This window comes from Streptomyces sp. NPDC057950 (genome assembly GCF_042887295.1).
Classification (GTDB): Bacteria; Actinomycetota; Actinomycetes; order Streptomycetales; family Streptomycetaceae; genus Streptomyces; species Streptomyces kaempferi.
Genome location: NZ_JBHVPP010000005.1, coordinates 134,496 through 154,868 on the forward strand (window position 1 = coordinate 134,496; position 20,373 = coordinate 154,868).

Consider the following 20,373-nt stretch of genomic DNA (forward strand, 5'->3'; position numbering starts at 1 on the left):
GCGGCCTGACGGAACGAGCGGTATGTCTCCGCACAGAGGATTGCGCGATCATGTCCGAGCCTGAGTCGGTCTCAACCGAAGGTGGCGCGGTGGTTCACGGTGACGTGGACTCTGGCACCTTCATCGGGCGAGACCAGATCGTCGTGTTGTCGGGCTACTCCCAGACGCAACTGGAGCAGGCCCTCGAGGGCATGGTCCGTATGCTCCAACAGCCCGGCACTTCGATCCGCTTCGCGGACGGCGAAGGCCGGCGCACGATGTCGCTCTCGGGCGAAGACACCGGGGCGACGGTTTCGCTCGAAGCCGCGACGGCTCTCTCATCCATGGTTGCCCGCAACCAGTCGTCCTACCTGGCATCCATGATCGTCAGCCCGGTACTGCGTCGCTGGGGCACCCAGTTCGTCCCGCTCTCCGGCACCTTGACAGTCGTGCAGGACCCGTCCGGAATACTGGAGGTCCACCCGGAGTTCAGCATCCTCCACGCCCGCGGCGAGGGAGCTGAGCGGCGTGTCTTCCGCGAGCGTGTACCCGACATCTCCACGGTGGCTCGCCGGTACGACACCTTCGTCGTCCTGGGGGAACCAGGCGCCGGGAAGACCACCGTGCTGTGCAAGCTGGCGCTGGAGGCGGCTGAGACACGTCTGCGTACGGGTGCCGGCAGGCTGCCGCTGCTGGTCACCCTGGCCGATTACCGCGACTACACAGACCCCTACGCCTTCGTGGCAGACCAGGCGCGGCAGAGGCTCGGCGACTCCGTGTCCGTGCGTGACCTGCTGGCGCGCGGGGAGTTGCTTCTCCTGGTCGACTCCCTCAACGAGATGCCGCGGGCCGGCGATCAGGAGTTCCGTGGCAAGATCCGCTCATGGCGGGATTTCGTCAACCGGTGGCCGGAGAACCAGTTCATCTTCTCTTGCCGGCAACGGGACTACTCCGAACCGCTGGGAGTCCAGCAGGTGGAGATCGACCCTCTGGACGACGCCCGGATCCGGCTGTTCCTGGAGCAGTATCTGGGCGACGAATCCGCCCATTCGTTCTGGATGCGGATCGCAGCGGGGCGCGACAACCTCGTCAGCCTGGCACGGAACCCCTATCTCCTGACAATGCTCACGGCGATCTACCTGTTCGAGGGAGACCTGCCCACCAATCGGGCTCTGCTGTTCACCAACTTCATCGAGGTGTTGTTCCGGAGGGAGTCCAGCAAAGGTCACACCGACTGGCCACCCCAGACAGTGCTGTTCACGGCACTGGCACAACTCGCCTGGTCCATGTTGGCCAGCGGCGAGGGAACAAAGCTCTCCTACTCCGCCATGGCACGGCTGCTCAGACACCAGGTGGACGCCCCGCTGGACAGCGGTTACACGCCGTCCGACGTGATAATCCAACTCGGTTTGGCGACAAGTCTTCTCGAATCCCACGCCGGAGCCGAGGGCGAGGAGGAGATCTTCTTCTACCATCACCTGCTCCAGGAGGCCATGGCCGCGCGCGAGATGCTGCGCCGTTGGCGGTCGGGGGAGGACTTGACGCCACAGGTGGCCGTCCCCCGACTGGCAGTGGAAATGCCCGATGCCGGACCGCTCGGACCGAATGAGCCCCTGCCTCCCCCACCCTCGAGCGGTTGGGAGGAGACGACCGTCCTCGCGGCCGGCCTGGCGGAGGACCCCTCCGCGTTCATCGAGTCGGTCCGCGGGGTCAATCCGATCCTGGCCGCCCGGTGCGTACTGGAGGCGGGCGTCGCGACCGCAGTGTCCTTGCGATCACTGCTGGTGGCGGACCTGCAGCGGGAGATGTCCGATCCCGCCGTGCACCTCAGAGCCCGGATCGCGGCAGGAAACGTACTCGGAGACCTGGGCGACGGGCGGTTCGAACAACTGACGGTCGACGACCGACCCGTCTGTCTCGGCCCGCTCGTCGAAGTCCCCGGCGGCAAGACCCGGATCGGCAGCACCGGACGGGTCACCCGGCAGCTCTCCCGTGAGGGGCACGGTTTCGGAAAGGAGGAGGAGCCGCGGCACTCTGTCCGCCTAGTGGTCTACCGCATCGGCGTCCACCCTGTGACGAACGCCGAGTATGGCCGGTTCGTGGAGGACGACGGCTACCGCAAGTTCGGGTGCTGGACGGAGGCGGGCCGTGCCTGGCTGCGAGGCGAGAACCCCGGAGGCGGCCCGGAAGCGGAGTTCCTCAATCTGCGCCGCCATCTCAGCGTCGATCCCGGCACCTTGGCACGCTGGCAACAGACGCCGGGGGCGTCCAAGGAGATCTCGGGCTGGCGAGCCCTGGTGTCCGAGTCGGACCAACGGGCGATCGTAGAACTGGAGGAGTACTACGCGAGAAGGTCAAGAACCCGACCAGCCTTCTGGGAGGACGAGCGGTACGGTCGGCCCAACCACCCGGTGGTGGGGGTGACATGGTACGAGGCGATGGCCTACTGCGCCTGGCTCACCGTACAACTGAAGCTGGCGGGCCGCCTGGACCAAACCCACACCGTCCGGCTCGCGACCGAGATCGAATGGGAGCACGCGGCTAAGGGACTCGGTTCGCCTGCCTACCCTTGGGGTCGGAACGGCGACTCCCGGTTCGCAAACACGCGGGAGGGCCAGGTCCTCGGACCGACCCCGGTCGGAGCCTATGCGGTGACACGTTCCCCGTTCGGCTGCGCGGACATGACCGGGAACGTGTGGGAATGGACCAGGAGCCTGCACCGCTCCTACCCGTATGATCCGGCTGACGGGCGCGAGGACGAGAACGACCACGGCTATCGCGTCGTCCGGGGCAGCTCCTGGATCGACCCGCAGCTCTACGGGCGCTGCGCCTACCGAGGGCGCCACCCACCGGACTTCTTCGACTACGACCAAGGATTCCGGGTGGTCGTCTCGGGGCGTCTGGAGTGATGGCGGCTACTCGTGCGACAGCGTTGGTCCGCGCCTGCTGCTGGGAAGATTTTCCCTGCTGATCGCATCGGCGACTCCCGACCGTGCGCGAGGGAAGAGGGTTCCGAGACGCCTGTGTCGCGAGAAGAGATCGGGCGGTCGCTCGAAGAGAGGTACGAAGCGACCGCCTAGCCTCGCCATACGCTGACCACATGACGGCCAACGCCAGAAGTCAGAAGTCACGGCTTCCACCCGGCTACCTCCGGGAAGGGAAACCGTGACTTCTGTGGATCAATCCCTCTGGGGCATCGGGAAATCACGCTCCATGACAGAGCGCACTTCGCCGATCTCACACTTCCATCGATCACTCTTCAAGATCGCATCGTCCCAAATGGCCACAGGAGCAGCACCCGGAACGCAGTATCCGTAGATCTTGTCCGCGACGTCATCCGTGAAGAGGTGTTCGTAGTGGAAGGAACCCTCGAACGCCAGCCATGCGATCCCTGCCGCTTCCGCGGAGGCCCTCCGCAAGCACTCCCGCAAGTAGGGGACGAAGTCGTGGTCGTCGTCTTCGAACGTGAGGTCGTACGACTGGACGACTCCTCGCTGGCCCTCGGGGTCCGCGCCGAGCCGGAACGGTTCGACGTCGTCCGGCTTCATGCCCGCGACCTCGAAGTCGTTCTCCTCAAGGAAGGATTCGGATGTCCCGAGTGTGAACAGGACGACGACGGCAGGGCCACTCCACCTAATGGCCTCTTCGATGTCGTTCACCAGAGATCCCACTTCGTCATGTTCTTCGCGCCGGGCACCACCGAGCTAAGGATCTTACCCGCGTACTGCCCCTCTTTCGCGACAAAGACCACTACAACCTTGCCGTTGACCTTTCGCGCGAAGCCCTTTGCCTGCGTGCCACCGATCTTCCAGTCGAACGTCTTCTCCGGCGCTGTCAGAATCTGCGAGAAGTTGTCTTGGAAGTACTTCACCTGGGAGGCGACGCTTCCCTTGTTCGGGATCAACCCTTCCTTGATCAGGTAGCGGACGGCGTGACCGCCTCCCTTGTTCATGCCCGTGAAGGCATCCGCGACCGTGTCGGCTGTGAAGCCGATGGAGCAACCTGAATTGTGGACGAGAACAGGCGTCCGGCCCGCCACGACGTAGTAGGTGTGGAGGTCGGCGACCGTCAGGTTGTGGACACGCTGGTCCTGCGCGGTCCATGCCTTCACCGCGGTCACTCGCGTGCGAGCGCTCGTTGGCGTCATCAGCTGCGTGCCGGGCGCGAGACTTCCGGCATCGCTCCAGGCACGGGCCTCCGGGAGCCAGAACGGGTGCCTCGCTGTCGCGGTCACCGTTCCGTCTCGTCCCGACCTCTTGCCCGCGACAGTGACCTTCACAAGCGACTTCTCGCCCTGACCTGTGATGGTGGCCTGCACCGGCTCCGGCTGGGTGCGTCCGGACACTGGATCGGTGGCGAGGACTTTCTCGCCGACACGGATGTCCTCGATCGCCTTGGTCCGACCGTCACCGAGCAGCACCCGTGTGCCCGGGGCAAAGCTGTTCTTCTCACACGGGAGCTTCTTGAGGACCTTGAGCTTGAGGGCGGCCAGGGCGAGTCCCGCGAAGCAGGACGGCTTCGCGTCGTGAAGGCATGCCTCGATCTCGTCTGCGCCGACGTACCAGGCGATCAGGCGGTCGAGATAGGTGCTGGTGATGCACCCCATGCCGCCCGCGCCGTCTCCTCCGCAGACCAGCAGCGTCTCACCCGGCTTCAGGTCTCCGTTCTCAAGGACATCGCCCCGGTACATGACCAGCCGCTTTTCCAGGGCCTTGCGGAGTTCCTCATCGGTGACCGGCTTGCTCGCCTCCTGGAGTTCCTTCTTCACCTGGGTTTTCAGTTCCGCGACCAGCTTGTCCGCGGCGGCCTTCATCGCCTCGGAGGACGCCTTGGCTGCCGCCACAGCATCCTCACCTGCTGCGGCAGCGGACACCCCTGCGTCGAAGGCTGCTGCGTCGGCCTCAAAAGCGTAGTTCCGCGCAACGCCGGCGGAATGCTGAGCGCTTATGGCGGATCGGGTGGCCGACTGAGCGTCCTCTCGGGCGGAGGCGGCCGCTGCGCGGGCCGTCTTGGCGGACTGGGCGGCGTCTTCGGCCGACTTCTTCGCCTGGTCGGCGGACTTGTCCGCCTGCTCGGCGTACGTGTTCGCCTGCTCCGAGGAGTGTTGCGCCTGGTCCGACCAGTAGATGGCCTTCTGGGCGTCCTTACGGGCTTGTGCGGCCACCTTCTGAGCTTCGGCGGCGTCCTTCTGCGCCAGCCACGCCGACTTGTACGTGGCACTGAGCAGGGTGCCGACCTCAGCGATATGTGCGGCGGCGTTGGCGTCACGCTGCCGCGCCTTGTAGAGACCGACCTCCAGGAAGGAACGCAGTCCGGACGGTGGACCCGACAGCACTGCTTGCGCAGCCGCCTGGACTTCGGGTCCTCCGTTCGCGAGGGCCTCGGTGACCGCCACGCGGTCGTCGTCCTCCTGCGCCTGGTACTGCCCGGTCTGCAGGAACTGGGCGACATCGGCAGCGCTACCGTCCAACGCCTGGCTGGCGGCGGCCTTCACTCCCGGGCCGCCCTTGGCCGCGATCTGCGCCAGGGCGACGCGGTCGTCGTCCTCCTTGCCCGGGTAGGAGCGTGTTCGCAGGAACTCACGGACCTTGTCGACCGGCTGATCCACCGTGTCCACGGCGGCCTGCCGCTGCGCGGGGATGTCGGTAGTGGCCGCGACGTGTGCCACGCTGGCGCGGTCGTCCTGTTCCATGGCCACCGACAGCCGGGTGCGCACGAATTCGGCGACGTCTTCGTCCGTGCCGGACAGTGCCTCCTCAGCGGCGTCCCTCACCCACGTCCCGCCGCTGCTGAGCAGGGTCACCGCGGCCTGCCGTCCCTTTGCGGCCGTGACGGTGGGGTCGCTCGCCGCTTCGGCGTCCTTCAGCAGTTGCTGCGTATCGGAGTCGAGCTGCTGGAGGCGGCCCACCTCCCATTCGGCGGTAGCGACCTCGGCGTCGTGGGCGCGGCTCGCCTCATCGGCTTCCAGTACGGCCTCGTCCTGCTGCTCGGTCAGCCGCTCGGCGTCAGCCTTGCGGGCCAGGTCCGTCACGGTGGACGCCTGCTCGGCTGCCGTCACCGCGTTGTCGGCGGACTTGGTGGCCTCGTTCGCGGCGGCTGTGGAGTCCCCTGCGGCATCGACTGCCTTGCCGGCTTCGTCGGCTGCCTTGTCCGCCGCGGCGGCTGCTGCCTCGGCATGCGCTGCCGCGTCGTTGGCCGCGTCACGCGACTCCCTGGCGGCTTTTCCGGCCTGCTTGGCGTTGGATTCTGCGGAGGCCGCCGCGCGAGTGGCCTGGCCGGCGAGCCGCTTGGCCCGGGCGGCCGCTGCGGCCGCCTCGTCGCCCTTGGCACCCGCCTCGCCGGCCCAGCGGCCCGCGTCGGCTGCCGCTGCGGCCGCCGCTGCGGCGTTTTCGCCGGCGCTGGCCGCGGATGCGGCCGCTTTCGCGGCGTTGTCGGCGGCGATACCGGCCTGGTCAGCGGCGTCAGCCGCCTTGCGGGCTCCCTTAGCCGCGTCGCGAGCCTTCTGCGCGGCCTCCCGTGCCTGCTTGCCCTTCTGGGCATCGCCAGCAGCCGAGGCCGCCGCCGACCTGGCCGCGGACGCCGCGCCCCCTGCTCGGGTGGCGGCATAGGCTGCCTGCGCAGCGGCGGAAGCCGCGACGCGCGCGGTCGCGTTGGCCGCCGCGGCCGCGGACACCGCCGTACGGGCCGCCTGCGCCGCCCGGTCTGCTGCGGCGGCCGCACGGGACGCGGCTGCCGCCGCCCTACCTGCCGAATCCTTGGACTTCAGTGCCTCGGCAGCCGCGGTCTGCGCCGCCGCCTTGGCCGCCTTCGTGGCCGTCTCCGCCTTGGCCGCCGCCTCCTTGGCGGTCTCCGTCAGCTCCTTGGCCCGCTTCTGCGCCGTGTCGGCGAGATCGGCGAGCTGAGAAACGCTGAGCGTCTCCTGATCGCGGGCGGCGGCGACCGCCCACCCGTCGTCCAGGAAGTCCTGTACGTCTTCGGCCGTTCCGTCGAGGGCTTGGCCCGCGAGTTTCTTGACGTTCGGGCCGCCGGAGAACATCAGCTGGGAGACGCGGACCCGGTTGTCATCCTGCCGGGCCCGGTACTGGCCCTTGTCCAGGAAGGCGCTCCAGTCGTCGGCGGTACCGTCCAGTGCCGTCGTGCCGGCCTTCTTCACCCCCGGACCGCCGGAGGCCATGACCTGCGCCACCTCGACGCGGAGATCCTCCTCGTGGGCCGGGACGAACGAGTCGTCGAGGAAGCCCTGCAGATCTTCCTCGCCGCCGCTCAGGGCAGCATCGGCGGCGGTGCGCACGGCCGGACCGCCGATCGCCATGACCTGGGCGACCTGTACCCGCAGATCCTCCAGTTGGATGGCCGGAAGATCCTCGTCCATGAAGGTCTGGACGTCCTCATCCGACCCCAGCAGGGCCGCCTCGGCCGCTCGCTTCACACCCGGGCCACCGTATTCCCATTGCAGGAGAACATCGGATCTGTCCCACTCCGGCGGCCCGTCCACGGCCTCAGCGGGACGCAGATCGATGCCCAGCACCATCACCAGGGCTATCAGTGTGGCCACGACGCCGCGCCATCCAGGCACGGCCAGCCATCTGGCATTCAAGGCATTACTCCCTTGCTTGGTCAACATTCGGCAGCTCGTACGACCCGAGGTCAGTGCCGGGCCGATTGCGGGGGCACCACGCCGGGTCCGATTACGCAGCCGCCAACGCCCAATGCCCCGAAGGAGCGGATCCTTCGGGGCCCTTGGCGTATCCGACGTGATCTTTCGCTACGCGGTCGCTCGAGTCAGCGAGCGGCGTGGCCGAAGCGGGCGCCGGCCGCGGGGAGACCGCCCTGGCCGGGCTGATAGGTCGTGATCGCGGCGTTGGTTCCGCCTGCGGTCACGTTGGCCAGCGGCAACGCGTGGAGTGCGCCATAGCTGGAGGGGCCGTAGGGCATACCGACGTAGAGCCTGGTTCCGGTGAAGTGGACGCTCGTGCCCAACTGCTGGTCGGCAGCCGGCTGGCCCGGGAGGCCGGACGTGCCGACCTCGATCCAGCGGTCGTTCGCGCCGGGCGACCCGATCAGCGAGAACGTGGTGATGGCGCCGGACTTGGCCGCGGTACCGACCGCTTCACCCGGGATACCGACGGCGAGTTTCATCGTCGCGGCGGTGCTGACCGCGCGAGGAGCGGTGTTGACGGCGGCCAAGGTCTGGCCGAAGCGGTCACCGGCCTCAGAGGTGCCGGACACGTCGTCGGAAGCGGTGCCCGAGTCGTAGTTGTTCAACTGGGTGAACGTACCGGCGGCGGTGATACGGAAGGTGAGTACGTTGCCGGCGTCCGCCTTGTCGACGCCGTCGATGTCCAGGTCTTCGCCGGGTGAGCCGACCGCGAGGATGGAGTCGGTGGCGGCGGCCGCTCCCGAGGGCCGGTAGGGCACCATCGCGAGGGACTTTCCGAACTGGTCGCCGGCTTCGGAGGCACCGGAGACGGTGTCCAGGTCCTGGTCGAGGCCGAACAGCGGGGTGGGTCGGCCTTCGGAGTTCAACTTGTGACTGAAGACCGCCAGATTGCCGGCGTTGGCGTCGGTGCCGATGGCTTCGCCGGGGGCTCCGATGGCGATGTGGTTGGCGTCGGCGGCGATGCTGCCGGCGAAGCCGTCGTTGGCCTCCACAGAACCAGGCACGCCCGTACTGTCCTGGCTGATAGCGACGTTGGCCGTTGTGATGCCGATGCTGCTGCTGTCACGCACATAGAACGCGATACCCGCCTTGGGCACCGATCCGATGCCCTCACCCGGCGCGCCGAAGACCAGGAACGGCTCTCCGGACATCGTGGTGCCGGCGGCCAGGGCCTGGCCCATGCGGTCGCCCGTCTCGGGGGTTGAGCCGGCGATCGCGCCGGTACCGGCGTCCTGCTCGAAGTGGGTGTCCTTGACCGAGCCGGTGCCGATTCCGTCAGGCGCCCCGTACAGAACGTCGACCATACCCGCGTCGGTGCTGTCGCCCAGGTCTTCCGAGGGCGTGCCCACGACGAGGTCGGTGCAGCCGTCCTGGTTGTGATCGGTGGTGGCGATGGCTTCCCCGAACCCGTCTCCGGCCTCGGCACCGCCCGGCACCCAGTCGAGATCCTGGTTGATCTCGGCCGTGCCCTTGTTGTTCCCGTAGACGATGCGGACGACGCCCGCGCTGTCGTTGCCGCCGACACTGGCCTTGGGGTCGGCGATCGCGATGTCCTCGGCGCCGTCACAGTTGAAGTCGGTGATGCGGGTGGCGCCTGTCGTACCGTTGACCCAGCTGGTGAGGTCATCGACGCGGGCGGCCACACCACCGGTGCGGGTTTCGGTCGCATTGATGCCGAAGCAACCACCCTGGAAGGACTGGCTGTTGAGCGCCACCAGCTGAGGCGCGCCACCTGTGGTGCGAACAACGGGGCCGCCGCTGTCGCCCATGCAGACCGAAGCACCGTCCTTGCCGGTGAACGCGGCCGTGGAGCCGGCGGCGGATTCGACTGCCAGCGTGCCGGTGTGCAGTTTCAGCGGCGCCCACTCGGTCTGAGTACGGCCGTAACCCGCAAACTTCAGCTGCTCGCCCGCTGTTGGTGCTGCAGTGGCAAGGGCGACCGGGGCGACGTTGGTCACAGACCGGTTCAGACGGGCCAGCACGACATCGCGGTCGCCGCGGGGCACGAGCTGCACGACTTCACGCGCCGCGCCATCGGATCCGTTGAGGTCGGAGCGGCCGACGATCGCGCTCGTCTTCAGCTTGGGCTTGCCCGCGGGCACCGAAATACCGGCGGCGGGGTTGTCGGCGAAGCAACTGGCGGCAGTGAGCAGCCACTCGGGATCGACCAGGACGCCGGAGCAGCCGTGGTCGTGGTCACCGACGACGATCTGCGCGGTGTAGGCGAACGTGGTGTCGGTGACAGCGGGGCCGGTGACAGCGGACGCGGATGCAGCACAGAGTGCGATCGGACCTGTCGCCAGGAGTGCGGCGATGGCGAGGCGCGTCTGTCTGTAGTTTCGCAAGACGGAATTCCTTGAACTGAAGGTTGACGAAGGCTGAGGGTCAGGACCGATCCGTCTGCTGTGAGAAGGGCCGCGTGTCGGCCGTTCCGCAGTCGGAGGACAACGATCCGTGTGCTGCGACTACTTGGAGGACCTGATCTCCACGAGCAGGTGTTCGCGACCCTGCTCGTCCGCGCTCTCCCCAACAGGGGTCCAGGCGTTCTGATCGATGTCGAAGCTCTTCTCTTCGGACCCGACCGTCATGTCGACCTCAGTCGTGTAGTCGTTGCCGCGCACGGCGTACACCGACGGGATCTCCAGCGTCAGCCAGCCCGAGTTGCCGACCACCTGGAAGCAGATCTTGTCCTTTTCCCGCGCCCAGATCTCAAGGAGGCCGGTACCGCTCGCGCAGTCGGCGAGGGTGATGTGGCCATCGCCCTTCTTGAGACTGATGTTTTGTTCCGTCAGGATGCGCTGCGCATCTGGGTACTTGAAGTCCTCAACCGCGTAGGCGGGAACCTCTCCCGCCGCGGGGGCCACCGCCACCGGGTGAGCCCCACGCTGGGCAGGCATGCCGCTCGACATCACGGACCACGCCAGGGCGCCTGCCACCACCGCCGCCACGGCGGTTCCAAGGAGTCTCTTCCGGCGGGACCATGCCCGCGCTGCTGCACGTTCTTTCATTGCCATCCTTGCTCTTCCACGGACAGGCGAGCAGGAGCGCATGAAGCGCACGGGTGTGAGGGCGAGCGGAATTACCACACAGGTCCCCCAATTTCGACATGTGCTGACGTATAGAGACGCATCACGCCGAAAACCTGCTCGATTTAATGATCATGTAACCACACATACAACTTCCGTACACTTTACAAACGCCGCATAATTCACATCGGGCGCGCAGGACTTGCGTGAAGACGATCACAGACGGACACGGTTGCGCGGAGTGAGGTGAAGAAGACGTAACGACCGGACGGCTCGGTCGTGGAAATCCGCAGGGACTCAGCGATCACTGTGGCGTGCACGCCGACAGCGCGGGGCCCGGTGACGTGTGCGGCCAAATACAAGGTCACAGCGCGACGGGTGGCTGCGCGGCGACGGCCCAGTCGCCGAGTCCAACAGGCCGGTCCCCCCTACGTACAACGCGGATACAGCCGGGAACTCACCTGGCCACGCTTCGAGGCCCTCTCCAGGCGCGCCGAGGCGGAGTTCAGCACCGCGCGGGACTACTGGGGCGGCTTCCGCGACGGTCTCGCGGCCTGACAGCACGCTCAGGACGATGTCCTCTTGCCCTCCGTCAGTGCCACCGGGGCGGTGTGCGGGGGCGGTTCATCGGCTCACCAACTCGTGGTCACGCCAGGCCGGTTCCCAGCAGTACGGGCGAGTCCAGATTCCGGGCGGGCATGAGCGGGTCTCCCCTCGGCGTTAACTACGCCTCGGCGACGAGGGCCTCACGCCGACCGCCGTCGGTTCGCACGGCATGTCTCACCAGCGCCTCGGCCAGTACCTGGCAGTGATGTTTCCCCGAAGCTGATTCCACCCTTGCCCGAACGCGGGTCGCCCGGCTCCCGGGCAATGGCAGATCGATGCCTACCGCTGCCCGAACTGCGCGCACCTGGAACTGTTCGCCGTCGAGCGATTGAACCTTCGTGGGTAACGCCTCCTGAACCTGCCACGTCGGACCTCGCCTACAGCCGCGCGCCACAACCCATTGATGACGAGGAGCTGTAAAGCCCGGCCCAGCCGCGCACTGGCGGGGCGGGATTGACGGGAGCGGTCGGCACACTGCCGTGCTGGGCCGTTATCAACTCGGCGAGTGCGGCGTGCGGCGTGCGGCGTGCGGCGTGCGGCGTGCGGCGTGCGGCGTGCGGCGTGCGGCGTGCGGCGTGCGGCGTGATCAACGCGTCGTGTCCGGCCGGTGGTTCGCTGATGGGCCAGCCGCCGCGTTCCTGGGCGAGGTGGCGGTCGGACATGACCTCGCCGACCGTGCGGGATGTTCGAGGAGCTCTCGCCTACCCGGGTCCGGGCTCGCCCGTGCGGGCGCTCGAGGCGTGGGTGACCGCTTCGGTCACCGGAACGGATCCTTCGGCGAGTTCGAGGACGAGTCCCGCGGTGGCGGGAGTGTCGAGGAGGGCGGCGAGGACCTGTGCGACGTCGTCACGGGTGACTTCCCCGACGCTTCGCTCCGCGGTGAGCCGCACCCCGCCCGTGCCGGGTCCGTCGGTGAGGGCCGCGGGACGCAGGACCGTCCAGTCGAGGTCCTGGGCCATGAGGTGGTCGTCGGCGGCGGTCTTGGCGTGGATGTACGCGGTCCAGACCTCGTCGGCATGGGCCGGGGGCGGGCTGCCGGCACCCCGGGTGGAGACCATCACATACCGCCGGACCCCGGCGCGCAGGGCTGCTTCGGCGAGCAGGACGGCGGCCTGGTTGTCGACGGTGTGCTTGCGCGACGCGCCGCTGCCCGGCCCGGCGCCGGCGGCGAAGACCACGGCGTCCGCCCCCGCCACGACCGGGACGACGTCGTCGCAGGACGCCGTCTCGAGGTCGCGGACGACGGGCTCGATGCCGTCCGCCAACAGGTCACCGCTGTGGGCCGGGTTACGGATGATCCCGACGACGCCGTCCCCCCGGGCGGCGAGCAGCCGGCCCAGACGTCGCGCGATCTGGCCGTGGCCACCGGCGATCACGATCTTCATGAAACCCTCCTCGGTACGAGCTCTGCACGAAATATGCACAAAAGGGGTGCGAACCGGGCCGTGGACCGGCACCGCGTCGGTGGACGTGTCGCGGCGGCTCGATCATCACGAGCCGGTGGACGAAGCGCTCGCACCGGCCCGTGGGGACGGTCTCAGAACGCGATGCGGACCTTCAGGGCCGTGCGGTTGTCCATCGCCCGGTAGCCGTCCGGTACGCCGTCCAGGCCGACGGTGCGGTCGAACACGAGGCCGGGGTCGATGGCACCGCTGAGCACGTCCGGAAGCAGCTCGGGTATGTAGGCGCGGGCGGGGGCGACGCCGCCGGCGAGAGTGATGTTGCGGTCGAACATCTGGCCGATGTCGATACCGGCGGAGCCGCCGTGCGGCACTCCCACATAGCCGACAGCGCCGCCGTCGCGGGCGATGGAGATCGCGGTACGCATCGATTCCTCGGTGCCGACGGCCTCCAGGACGGCCTGCGCGCCCTGACCGCCGGTCAGCTCCTTGACCGCCTCGACAGCGGCCTCGCCCCGGTCCGCGACGACGTCGGTGGCACCGAACGCGCGGGCGATGTCCGTGCGGGCCTGGTGGCGGCCGAGCGCGATGATCCGGCCGGCGCCGAGCCGGTGCGCGGCGAGGACGCCGCACAGTCCGACCGCGCCGTCGCCGACCACGGCGACCGTGCCGCCCGGACGGACCCGGGCGGAGAGAGCGGCGTGGTGCCCGGTGCTCATCACGTCGGAGAGCGCCAGCAGGCCCGGCAGCAGCTTCTCGTCGCCCGCGGCCTCCTTCGGCAACTGGACGAGCGTGCCGTCGGCGTAGGGTACGCGGACCGCCTCGCCCTGGCCGCCGTCGGAGCCGACCTCGCCCCAGAATCCGCCGTGCGGGCAGGAGGTCTGCAGACCTTCCCGGCAGAAGTCGCACGTCCCGTCGGACCAGACGAACGGCGCCACCACGAAGTCGCCGGGCCGCACGCCGGAGACCTCGGAGCCGGTCTCCTCGACGATCCCGAGGAACTCGTGCCCGATCCGCTGCCCCGCGACGCGGGAGGCCACACCGCGGTAGGCCCAGAGGTCGCTGCCGCAGATGCAGGCGTTGACCACGCGGACCACGGCGTCGGCGGGGTGCTCGATCCGGGGATCGGGGACCTCGTCGATACGGATGTCGTTCGGGCCGTGGATCACGGTGGCGCGCACGGTCGGGCTCCTGACGTGGGTGCAGGTCACGGACTGGCTGGGCCGCCAGCGTCGCCCCCGGAGCCTGCCCGCGTCCAGCTACATCGTCTACAGAGGGCATTTAAGATGAACTAATGCTCGATGTTCGACGGCTCGTTCTCCTGCGCGATCTGGCCGCGCACGGCACCGTGACCGCGGTGGCCGAACTGCACGGTGTCACGCCCTCGGCCGTCTCCCAGCAGCTACGGCTCCTGGAGGAGGAGACCCGCACCCGGCTGCTGGAACGCACCGGCCGCTCCGTCCTTCTCACGGCGGCCGGGCACCGACTGGCCGAGGACACCGAGGGCGTGCTGGCCGCTCTCGAACAAGCCCGAAGCCGCCTGCACGACACCGAGGATCCGGCCGGGCCGGTGCATCTTGCCTGCTTCCCCAGCGCCCTTGTGCCGCTGGCGGCCCCGTTCGGCGACGCCGTGGAGAAAGCCCACCCCGTCCTCAGCCTGCACATCACGGAGGCCGAGCCCGAGAACGCCGTGCGTCTGCTCCTGCAGCGCCGCGTCGATCTCGCTCTGGTCTACCGCTACACCAACCTCGCCACCCCCGCGTACCCCGGCGTCGAGACCCGCCGTCTGCGGACCGATCCGCTGGTCGCCGTCCTGCGAAACGATCACCCGGCGGCGCGTCCGGAGGGAGATCCGATCGACCTGCGGGAGCTGGCGGACAGGCCCTGGATCACCGCACCCGCGCGAACGGCGTGCGGGGACGCCGTCCTCCAGGCGTGCCGGTCGGCCGGATTCACGCCCGATGTGCGGCACACCTGCACCGACTTCTCCGCGATGATCGCCCTCGCCGCGAGCGGGGGCCACCCGGTCCTCATCCCCCGCCTGGCCACGGCCCGTCTCCCACCGGCACTGACCGTCAGACCCGTGACGGACACGACGCTGGCGCGCACGATCGAGGTCGCCGTCCGCCACGCCACGGCGCGGGAGCCCGCGATCGCCGTCTGCCTCGACATCCTGCGCGACCTCGGCTCCGGCAGCGCGGTGGGCGACGCGGGGGCACCTTGACCCCGGTGGCGGGTCAGCTGCCGCGGACGTACGTGGATCGTCCACGCGGGCGAGCCAGGACGTGAGCGGTGATTCCCGCGACTCGGCCGCGGCGGTCCGTGTTCACCCGTCGGCGGGCCGGGGCTGTTGAGAGGTGAGGTGATCTCGGTGGCGGCCCAGCCTACGAGGCTCGGTGACGGCCAGCCGGCGAAGCTCGGTCGCGGCCAGCCTGCGAGGAGGGTGGAGCGTCATGCTCAGGGGTGCCGGGCGCGGCACGGTAGGACGCCGCCCTCGCCACCGTCAACGACTGACGGCCGCCAGCCGTCCCGACTCCGGCGTTGATGGGTGACGCCTGTGACCACACCCACGTCACGCTGCCGTCGCCGGTGGATCCGCGTTCCGCCGCCCCCGCACCCGGCGTTGCCGCGGGCTTCGCCCGGTGGGCGCTCCCGGCGCTCCGCGCCTCGACTCCCCCGGACCCGGCTGGACGCCGGTCCGTCCACGGCGTTGACTGTAGGCAAATGCCGTAGACATCCGGAGAGTGCCATGTTTGTCATCATTGGCCTCATCATCCTTGTTGTCGCAGTAGTCGTGGGCGTGGCCGGTGTGCTCGGCAACGCGGGCGGCGGGCACACCCTCGCTTCCGACGGCTTCACCGTTTTCGGCTACCACGTCACCGGTTCCACCGGCACGCTCTTCCTGTCCGGCATCGTGGTCGGGGCCGCCGCCATGATCGGGCTGAGCCTGGTGCTGACCGGATACCGCCGCACCGCACGTCGTGCCCGCACCGCGCGCCGCGGGCTCGACGAGTCCCGGCGCAGGACGGCGGCCGTCAGCAAGGACCGCGACGACCTGATCACCCGGCGTGAGACCGGCGGGGATCGGAGCGGGACCGACGGGGCCCGGAGCGACCAGCCGTACAGCGACGCCCGTCAGGGCGACGGTCACCACCACCGATGGCACCCGTTCGGACACCACCCGGTCCACCGATAACGCGTCCGTCTGCTGCCGGACCACGCCGCCGCGGAGCGGTAGGGGTTCATGTCAGGGGTGACAGGAAGCCGGTGGCCGGTCAGGGCTTGCCCGGCGAGTCCCTCCCGTCAGGGCTTGCCCGGCGAGTCCGTCCTGACGCGTGCGATGTGGTCGAGCATCGTGTCGAGGGCCACCTCCAGCGGCCGGACCTCCCGCTGGATCTGCGTCAGCAGCAGCCCTCCCTGCAGGGCCGCGAGGGTGGCGAGGGCGAGGTCGTCGGGGTCGGCGTCGAGTTCTCCCCGCGCGTGCATGGCCGTCAGGCCTTCACGGATCGCGGCCTCCCAGCGCAGGAAGCCCGAGGCGACGGCCAGCCGGGCTTCCGGGTTGCTCTCGGCGACCTCGCTGCCCAGCGTGCCGATGGGGCATCCTCCACGGCACTGCAGACGGCGCTGGTAGTCCACCAGGGAGTCACGCCATCCGCGAAGACCGGCCATGGTGTCCAGGCGGGCGAAGTGCGGTTCCTGCAGTTCCAGAACCGCTGCTGTCTGGAACTCGATGACGGCCAGGAGGAGCGCCTGCTTGTCCGCGAAGTAGTGGTAGATCTGCGAGCCGCTCACGCCGGCCGCGGCCCGTACGTCCTCCAGCGTCGCCTCGGTGAGGCCGCGTTCGTACATCAGTTGGGCGGCGGCGGCGACGATCCGTCGGCGGGTCGCCCGGCCCTTGGGGGTCAGGGGCTTCGCGGGGGCGCTCCGCAGGTTCCGCGCCGTCCGGTTCTGAGTCGTCATGGCTCCACCATAGAAGATTCTGGAGTGGACAACCCATTTTCCGGTGAGCAATCTGGGACGCACAACCCACTCCGGTCCCGTGACCGGATTCCTGGAAGGTGCTTCACATGGAACTCACCGGCAAAGTCGCCTTGATCACCGGCTCCACCGGGGGGATCGGTGGCGAGGCCGCCCGCCTGATCGCGGCCTCGGGTGCCCACGTGGTCGTCTCCGGCCGCAATCCGGAGCGCGGTGCGGCCACGGTAGGGGCGATCACCGAAAGCGGCGGCAGCGCGCGGTTCGTCCCGGCCGAACTCACGGACCTCGCCTCGCTGCGCCGGCTCGCCGCGGAAGCCGGCGATGTCGACATCCTCGTCAACAACGCCGCGCTGTTTCCCGGTGGGCCGACCACGTCGCAGGACGTGGAGACCTTCGACGCCGCCCTGGCCGCCAACATCCGGGCCCCCTACTTCCTGACCGCCGCGCTGGCGCCGGGCATGGTGGCCCGGGGGTCCGGCACCATCATCAACGTGAGCACGATGGCCGCGCGCGTCGGCATGGCCGGGCTGTCCGTCTACTCCGCGACCAAGGCCGCGCTGGAGTCCCTCACGCGCACCTGGGCGGCCGAGTTCAGCCCGGCCGGTGTCCGCGTCAACACGGTGGCTCCCGGCCCCACCCGCACCGACATGGTGATGGACACCATGGGAGAGGAAGGCGCCCAGCGGATCGCCAAGACGACCCTGCTCGGCCGCCTGGCGACCCCGCGGGAGATCGCCGAGGTCATCCACTTCCTCGCGACCGAACGCGCCGCCTACCTCACCGGCGCCACGATCGCGGCGGACGCCGGCCGCACGGCGGTCTAGGCACCCGCGCGGGACCACGCGAGAGGGCGGTCCGAGCCACAGTGCTCGTGCGCACCCTTACGTACCCACCACAGGCACGGACCGGAAGGGGCTCCTGGCCGGCGAACATGCCGGCCAGGAGCCCCTTCACCGGTTACACCTGGGGTCAGCCGTCGGATTCGGACGACGGGATGTAGGCGCCGGGCACGTCCTTGGGCGCGAAGATCTTCTTCTCGCCGGGGTACGGCCGCTGCCAGTTGTGGGTCTGGTACCAGGTGAGGTGGTTCATCTGTGCGGGGTTGGCGTAGTCGGGCACGGCATGGGTTCCGGTCAGCCGCTGCCGCGACTTCCAGGTGTCCCACTGCGACGCGAGCGGCCGCATGTCGGCCGGGACCTTCGTCGTCGGCACGGCCGCCGCCTCGGGATTCTGCGGCGCGGGGGTGTCCGTGCCGCAGACCGGCGGGGTCGCCAGGCCGTCGGTCAGCGAGGTGCGGTTGGCCAGGGCGTCGAACGGCGCGAGGTTCGCCTTCTTGGTGAACGCCCCGCTCATCGGGGTGGCCGCGCTGTCCTTCTGGTTCATCGGGTGGATCCCGAGGATCTGCTCGATGGTGCGGATCATCGTGATCTGCGAGTAGTAGTGGCTGTCGACGACGCCGTGCCGGGCGTAGGGGCTGATGATCTGGACCGGGGCACGGTGGCCGTCGACGTGGTCCAGGCCGGCCTGGGAGTCGTCCTCGACGACGAAGATCGCGGAGTCCTTCCAGTACTCGCTGTGCGAGATCTCGTCGACCATCCTGCCGACCGCGAGGTCGTTGTCCGCCACCTGGGCGGCCGGGCTCGCCGGACCGCCGGTGTGGTCACTGGAGAGCCAGAACATGTTCAGGTTCGCCGGCCCGTTCTTCTCGAAGTCCTGCTTCCAGATCTCCTCCCGGTAGACGTCCGGGACGCTGGTGTCGAACTTGGGGAAGGCGGGAACCGACACGCTGTTGAGCGAGGGGATCGGTGACGAGGAGACCAGGGAGTACGCGGACTGCTGCCCCGTAGCGCTCATGTTCTTGGAGTCGCAGTACAGGTTCTGCCAGGTCGAACCGGTCGGCTTGGTCAGGAACTGGTGGAACTCACCGAAGTCGCGGACCGACTTGTCCGCCGCCTGGGCGCCGGTCCACAGGAAGCCGGACCTCTGGTGGCCGAGAGCGTCGTCCTCGGTGTCGTAGCTGCGCAGGTACTCGCCGGCCGAGGACTCGGTGTACTCGGGATTGTCGGCCTGCATCAGCCAGTTGTGGCCCTCGGCGGAGTTCGTGCCGATGTCGTACGTGTTGTCGTACAGCCCGAACTGCTTCGCGAGCGCGTGCTGGTTCGGTGTCACGTTCTCGCCGAACTGCGTCAGCGACGGGCTGCCGTTGCCCTGCGGGATGTCACCGAGGACCTGGTCGTAGGTCCGGTTCTCCTTGACGATCATGAAGACGTGCTTGATCGTGGAGGGGTCGCCGAGCTTCGCCGGGACGGGTACCGGCTTCGCCTTGCTCCTGCCCTTGGCGAGCTTGACCGAGTTGCCGGTCCAGCCGTTCTGCTTGAAGACCTTGCCCGTCTCGGACTTGATGACCCTGTCGCCGGGCAGCGTGAAACGGGTCAGGCTCGACGTGGTGTCGTGGGTGCCGTGCCCGGCGCCGGTGGTGGTTCGACGGGCGTCGATGCCACGGGTGTTGGAGACCACGACCTGGTCGCCGACCGTGGCGATCTCCGCGGGGAAGTAGTCCGTCGGAAGCAGTCCGACGAAGCCGACCGGCTCCTGCGGGCTCGTGTACCGGTAGACGGCGACCGCGTTCGCGCGACCGAGCGTCACCAGCAGATGGCCGTCGTCGGTGAGCGTCACCGCGTCGGGCTCGTAGCCCACCGACGCCTCCGGCCACGGCTGGGTGGCGATGGTCTGTACGACCTTGTCGTTGGCGGTCTTGATGACCGACACGTCGTTGGTGGCGGTGTTGGTGACGAACAGCGCCCCCTTCTTCGCGTACATCGCGGTCGGATGCAGACCGACGTTGATGCTCGCGACGGCGGCGTCCGGCATCTTCAGGTCGATGACACTGACCGTGCCGGTGGTCGTGGCACCGGTCACCGGGTCGGCCGGCACCTGCGTGTTGTAGGAGTTGATGGTGGTCTCGCCGGGCCTCGCCGGGCGGCCGCCCTCGTTGCTGACGTAGAGCTTGCCGCCGACCTGGACCATGTCCCGCGGGGCGTTGCCCACGGTCCAGCTCCGCTGGATGACGCCGGTCGCCGCGTCGAGGGCGACCACGCGGTTCTGTCCGTTGACCGCGGAGTACACGGTGGCCCCGTCGGGGGAGAACACCGCCTCGCCCACCAGTGCGTGCCTGGGTCCGTCCGCCGGGACCGGGATGTTGACCGGGCCCGCGACGCTGCCGTCCGGGTTCACGCTGAATCTGGTGTATCCGTCGGTCCGGCCCAGCCACAGCTGCTTGCCGTCGGGCGAGTAGGTGGGGCCTTCCTGGCCCACGTCGTTGCCGCTGATGCGCGGAACCGACGACGCGGCGCTGCTGACGAGCTGCTGCACCTTCCAGCTCTTGAGGTCCACGATCGACAGCGCCGCACCACCATCGGTGACCGAGGCCGCGAGATGGGTGCCGTCCGGGCTGACCGACGACGACATGATCTTGCCGTTGCCGATGACCAGACGGTCCCCGTACGGAGCGATGTACTGGTCGCTGGAGACGACCTGACCGTCATGGGTGGTCTGGCCGACCTGTTCGGTGCCGAACTGCCGTGTCTGGGCGAGAGCGGTACCGGCGGCGGCGACAGCGAGGGCGGTGATGCCGGCCGTCACCAGAGGTATCCGGCCGACGCGTCTGCCGAGAAGGCCCGGACGGCCCTTCCCGATCCGCCTGCGGCGTGTTACCTGCATGGAG

General features: G+C 68.8%; 14 protein-coding genes. 5 read left to right on the forward strand and 9 right to left on the reverse strand.

Going from position 1 to position 20,373, the window contains the following annotated elements; translation table 11 throughout:
• The first annotated feature begins 104 nt into the window (after positions 1 to 104).
• Positions 105 to 2,888: a formylglycine-generating enzyme family protein gene (locus ACFVTC_RS11335; protein ID WP_390126342.1), complete on the forward strand. Its 2,784-nt coding sequence runs from the start codon at positions 105 to 107 to the stop codon at positions 2,886 to 2,888.
• Positions 2,889 to 3,158: 270 nt separating this feature from the next.
• Here ACFVTC_RS11335 and ACFVTC_RS11340 read toward each other — a convergent pair whose 3' ends face one another.
• The 4 genes from ACFVTC_RS11340 to ACFVTC_RS11355 all read right to left on the reverse strand — a co-directional run bounded on the left by ACFVTC_RS11340 (position 3,159) and on the right by ACFVTC_RS11355 (position 10,548).
• Positions 3,159 to 3,638 (reverse strand): hypothetical protein, encoded by a 480-nt coding sequence (locus tag ACFVTC_RS11340; RefSeq protein WP_390126343.1) that lies wholly within the window; start codon positions 3,636 to 3,638, stop codon positions 3,159 to 3,161.
• Positions 3,635 to 7,603 (reverse strand): polymorphic toxin-type HINT domain-containing protein, encoded by a 3,969-nt coding sequence (locus ACFVTC_RS11345; protein WP_390126345.1) that lies wholly within the window; start codon positions 7,601 to 7,603, stop codon positions 3,635 to 3,637. The genes ACFVTC_RS11340 and ACFVTC_RS11345 overlap by 4 nt, the downstream gene beginning before the upstream one ends.
• Positions 7,604 to 7,761: 158 nt before the next feature.
• Positions 7,762 to 9,984, reverse strand: a complete 2,223-nt coding sequence (locus ACFVTC_RS11350; RefSeq protein WP_390126346.1) for a trypsin-like serine protease — start codon at positions 9,982 to 9,984, stop codon at positions 7,762 to 7,764.
• Positions 9,985 to 10,104: 120 nt separating this feature from the next.
• The gene (locus ACFVTC_RS11355) at positions 10,105 to 10,548 is read right to left on the reverse strand and encodes a hypothetical protein (protein WP_390126504.1); all 444 of its coding nucleotides are present in this window, start codon (positions 10,546 to 10,548) and stop codon (positions 10,105 to 10,107) included.
• A 495-nt stretch (positions 10,549 to 11,043) separates the two neighbouring features.
• On the opposite strand from ACFVTC_RS11355, the gene ACFVTC_RS11360 reads away from it, so the two are divergent.
• Positions 11,044 to 11,223 (forward strand): hypothetical protein, encoded by a 180-nt coding sequence (locus tag ACFVTC_RS11360; RefSeq protein WP_390126347.1) that lies wholly within the window; start codon positions 11,044 to 11,046, stop codon positions 11,221 to 11,223.
• A gap of 425 nt (positions 11,224 to 11,648) precedes the next feature.
• Here the strand turns inward: ACFVTC_RS11360 and ACFVTC_RS11365 are convergent, their stop codons facing one another.
• From ACFVTC_RS11365 to ACFVTC_RS11375, 3 genes are all read right to left on the reverse strand, one after another.
• On the reverse strand, positions 11,649 to 11,933 hold the full coding sequence (locus ACFVTC_RS11365) for a hypothetical protein (RefSeq protein WP_390126349.1): 285 nt from the start codon (positions 11,931 to 11,933) through the stop codon (positions 11,649 to 11,651).
• A 39-nt stretch (positions 11,934 to 11,972) separates the two neighbouring features.
• Positions 11,973 to 12,656 carry an NAD(P)H-binding protein gene (locus ACFVTC_RS11370; RefSeq protein WP_390126351.1) on the reverse strand — a complete coding sequence of 228 codons (684 nt, stop codon included), beginning with the start codon at positions 12,654 to 12,656 and terminating at the stop codon, positions 11,973 to 11,975.
• Between the two features lie 152 nt (positions 12,657 to 12,808).
• The gene (locus ACFVTC_RS11375) at positions 12,809 to 13,852 is read right to left on the reverse strand and encodes a zinc-dependent alcohol dehydrogenase family protein (RefSeq protein WP_390126353.1); all 1,044 of its coding nucleotides are present in this window, start codon (positions 13,850 to 13,852) and stop codon (positions 12,809 to 12,811) included.
• Between the two features lie 113 nt (positions 13,853 to 13,965).
• On the opposite strand from ACFVTC_RS11375, the gene ACFVTC_RS11380 reads away from it, so the two are divergent.
• Both ACFVTC_RS11380 and ACFVTC_RS11385 read left to right on the forward strand, forming a co-directional pair.
• Positions 13,966 to 14,895, forward strand: a complete 930-nt coding sequence (locus ACFVTC_RS11380; protein WP_390126354.1) for a LysR family transcriptional regulator — start codon at positions 13,966 to 13,968, stop codon at positions 14,893 to 14,895.
• Between the two features lie 525 nt (positions 14,896 to 15,420).
• On the forward strand, positions 15,421 to 15,867 hold the full coding sequence (locus tag ACFVTC_RS11385) for a hypothetical protein (protein WP_390126355.1): 447 nt from the start codon (positions 15,421 to 15,423) through the stop codon (positions 15,865 to 15,867).
• 107 nt (positions 15,868 to 15,974) lie between these two features.
• Here the strand turns inward: ACFVTC_RS11385 and ACFVTC_RS11390 are convergent, their stop codons facing one another.
• Complete coding sequence (locus tag ACFVTC_RS11390; RefSeq protein ID WP_390126356.1) at positions 15,975 to 16,631, reverse strand: TetR/AcrR family transcriptional regulator; 657 nt, start codon at positions 16,629 to 16,631, stop codon at positions 15,975 to 15,977.
• Positions 16,632 to 16,738: 107 nt separating this feature from the next.
• Between ACFVTC_RS11390 and ACFVTC_RS11395 the strand changes: the two genes are divergently transcribed.
• Positions 16,739 to 17,473, forward strand: coding sequence for an SDR family NAD(P)-dependent oxidoreductase (locus ACFVTC_RS11395; protein ID WP_390126358.1), 735 nt, complete (start codon positions 16,739 to 16,741; stop codon positions 17,471 to 17,473).
• Between the two features lie 145 nt (positions 17,474 to 17,618).
• On the opposite strand, the gene ACFVTC_RS11400 is transcribed toward ACFVTC_RS11395, so the two are convergent.
• A complete protein-coding gene (locus ACFVTC_RS11400; RefSeq protein ID WP_390126359.1) occupies positions 17,619 to 20,369 on the reverse strand; it encodes an alkaline phosphatase family protein in 2,751 nt (916 codons plus the stop codon).
• Positions 20,370 to 20,373 lie beyond the last annotated feature (4 nt).

Bases quoted from the DNA above. Each gene is read 5' to 3' on its own strand.
- ACFVTC_RS11345 (WP_390126345.1), bottom strand. From the start codon at position 7,603: ATGTTGACCAAGCAAGGGAGTAATGCCTTGAATGCCAGATGGCTGGCC.
- ACFVTC_RS11355 (WP_390126504.1), bottom strand. From the start codon at position 10,548: ATGTCGAGCGGCATGCCTGCCCAGCGTGGGGCTCACCCGGTGGCGGTG.
- ACFVTC_RS11365 (WP_390126349.1), bottom strand. From the start codon at position 11,933: ATGTCCGACCGCCACCTCGCCCAGGAACGCGGCGGCTGGCCCATCAGC.
- ACFVTC_RS11370 (WP_390126351.1), bottom strand. From the start codon at position 12,656: ATGAAGATCGTGATCGCCGGTGGCCACGGCCAGATCGCGCGACGTCTG.
- ACFVTC_RS11380 (WP_390126354.1), top strand. From the start codon at position 13,966: ATGCTCGATGTTCGACGGCTCGTTCTCCTGCGCGATCTGGCCGCGCAC.
- ACFVTC_RS11385 (WP_390126355.1), top strand. From the start codon at position 15,421: ATGTTTGTCATCATTGGCCTCATCATCCTTGTTGTCGCAGTAGTCGTG.
- ACFVTC_RS11390 (WP_390126356.1), bottom strand. From the start codon at position 16,631: ATGACGACTCAGAACCGGACGGCGCGGAACCTGCGGAGCGCCCCCGCG.
- ACFVTC_RS11395 (WP_390126358.1), top strand. From the start codon at position 16,739: ATGGAACTCACCGGCAAAGTCGCCTTGATCACCGGCTCCACCGGGGGG.
- ACFVTC_RS11400 (WP_390126359.1), bottom strand. From the start codon at position 20,369: ATGCAGGTAACACGCCGCAGGCGGATCGGGAAGGGCCGTCCGGGCCTT.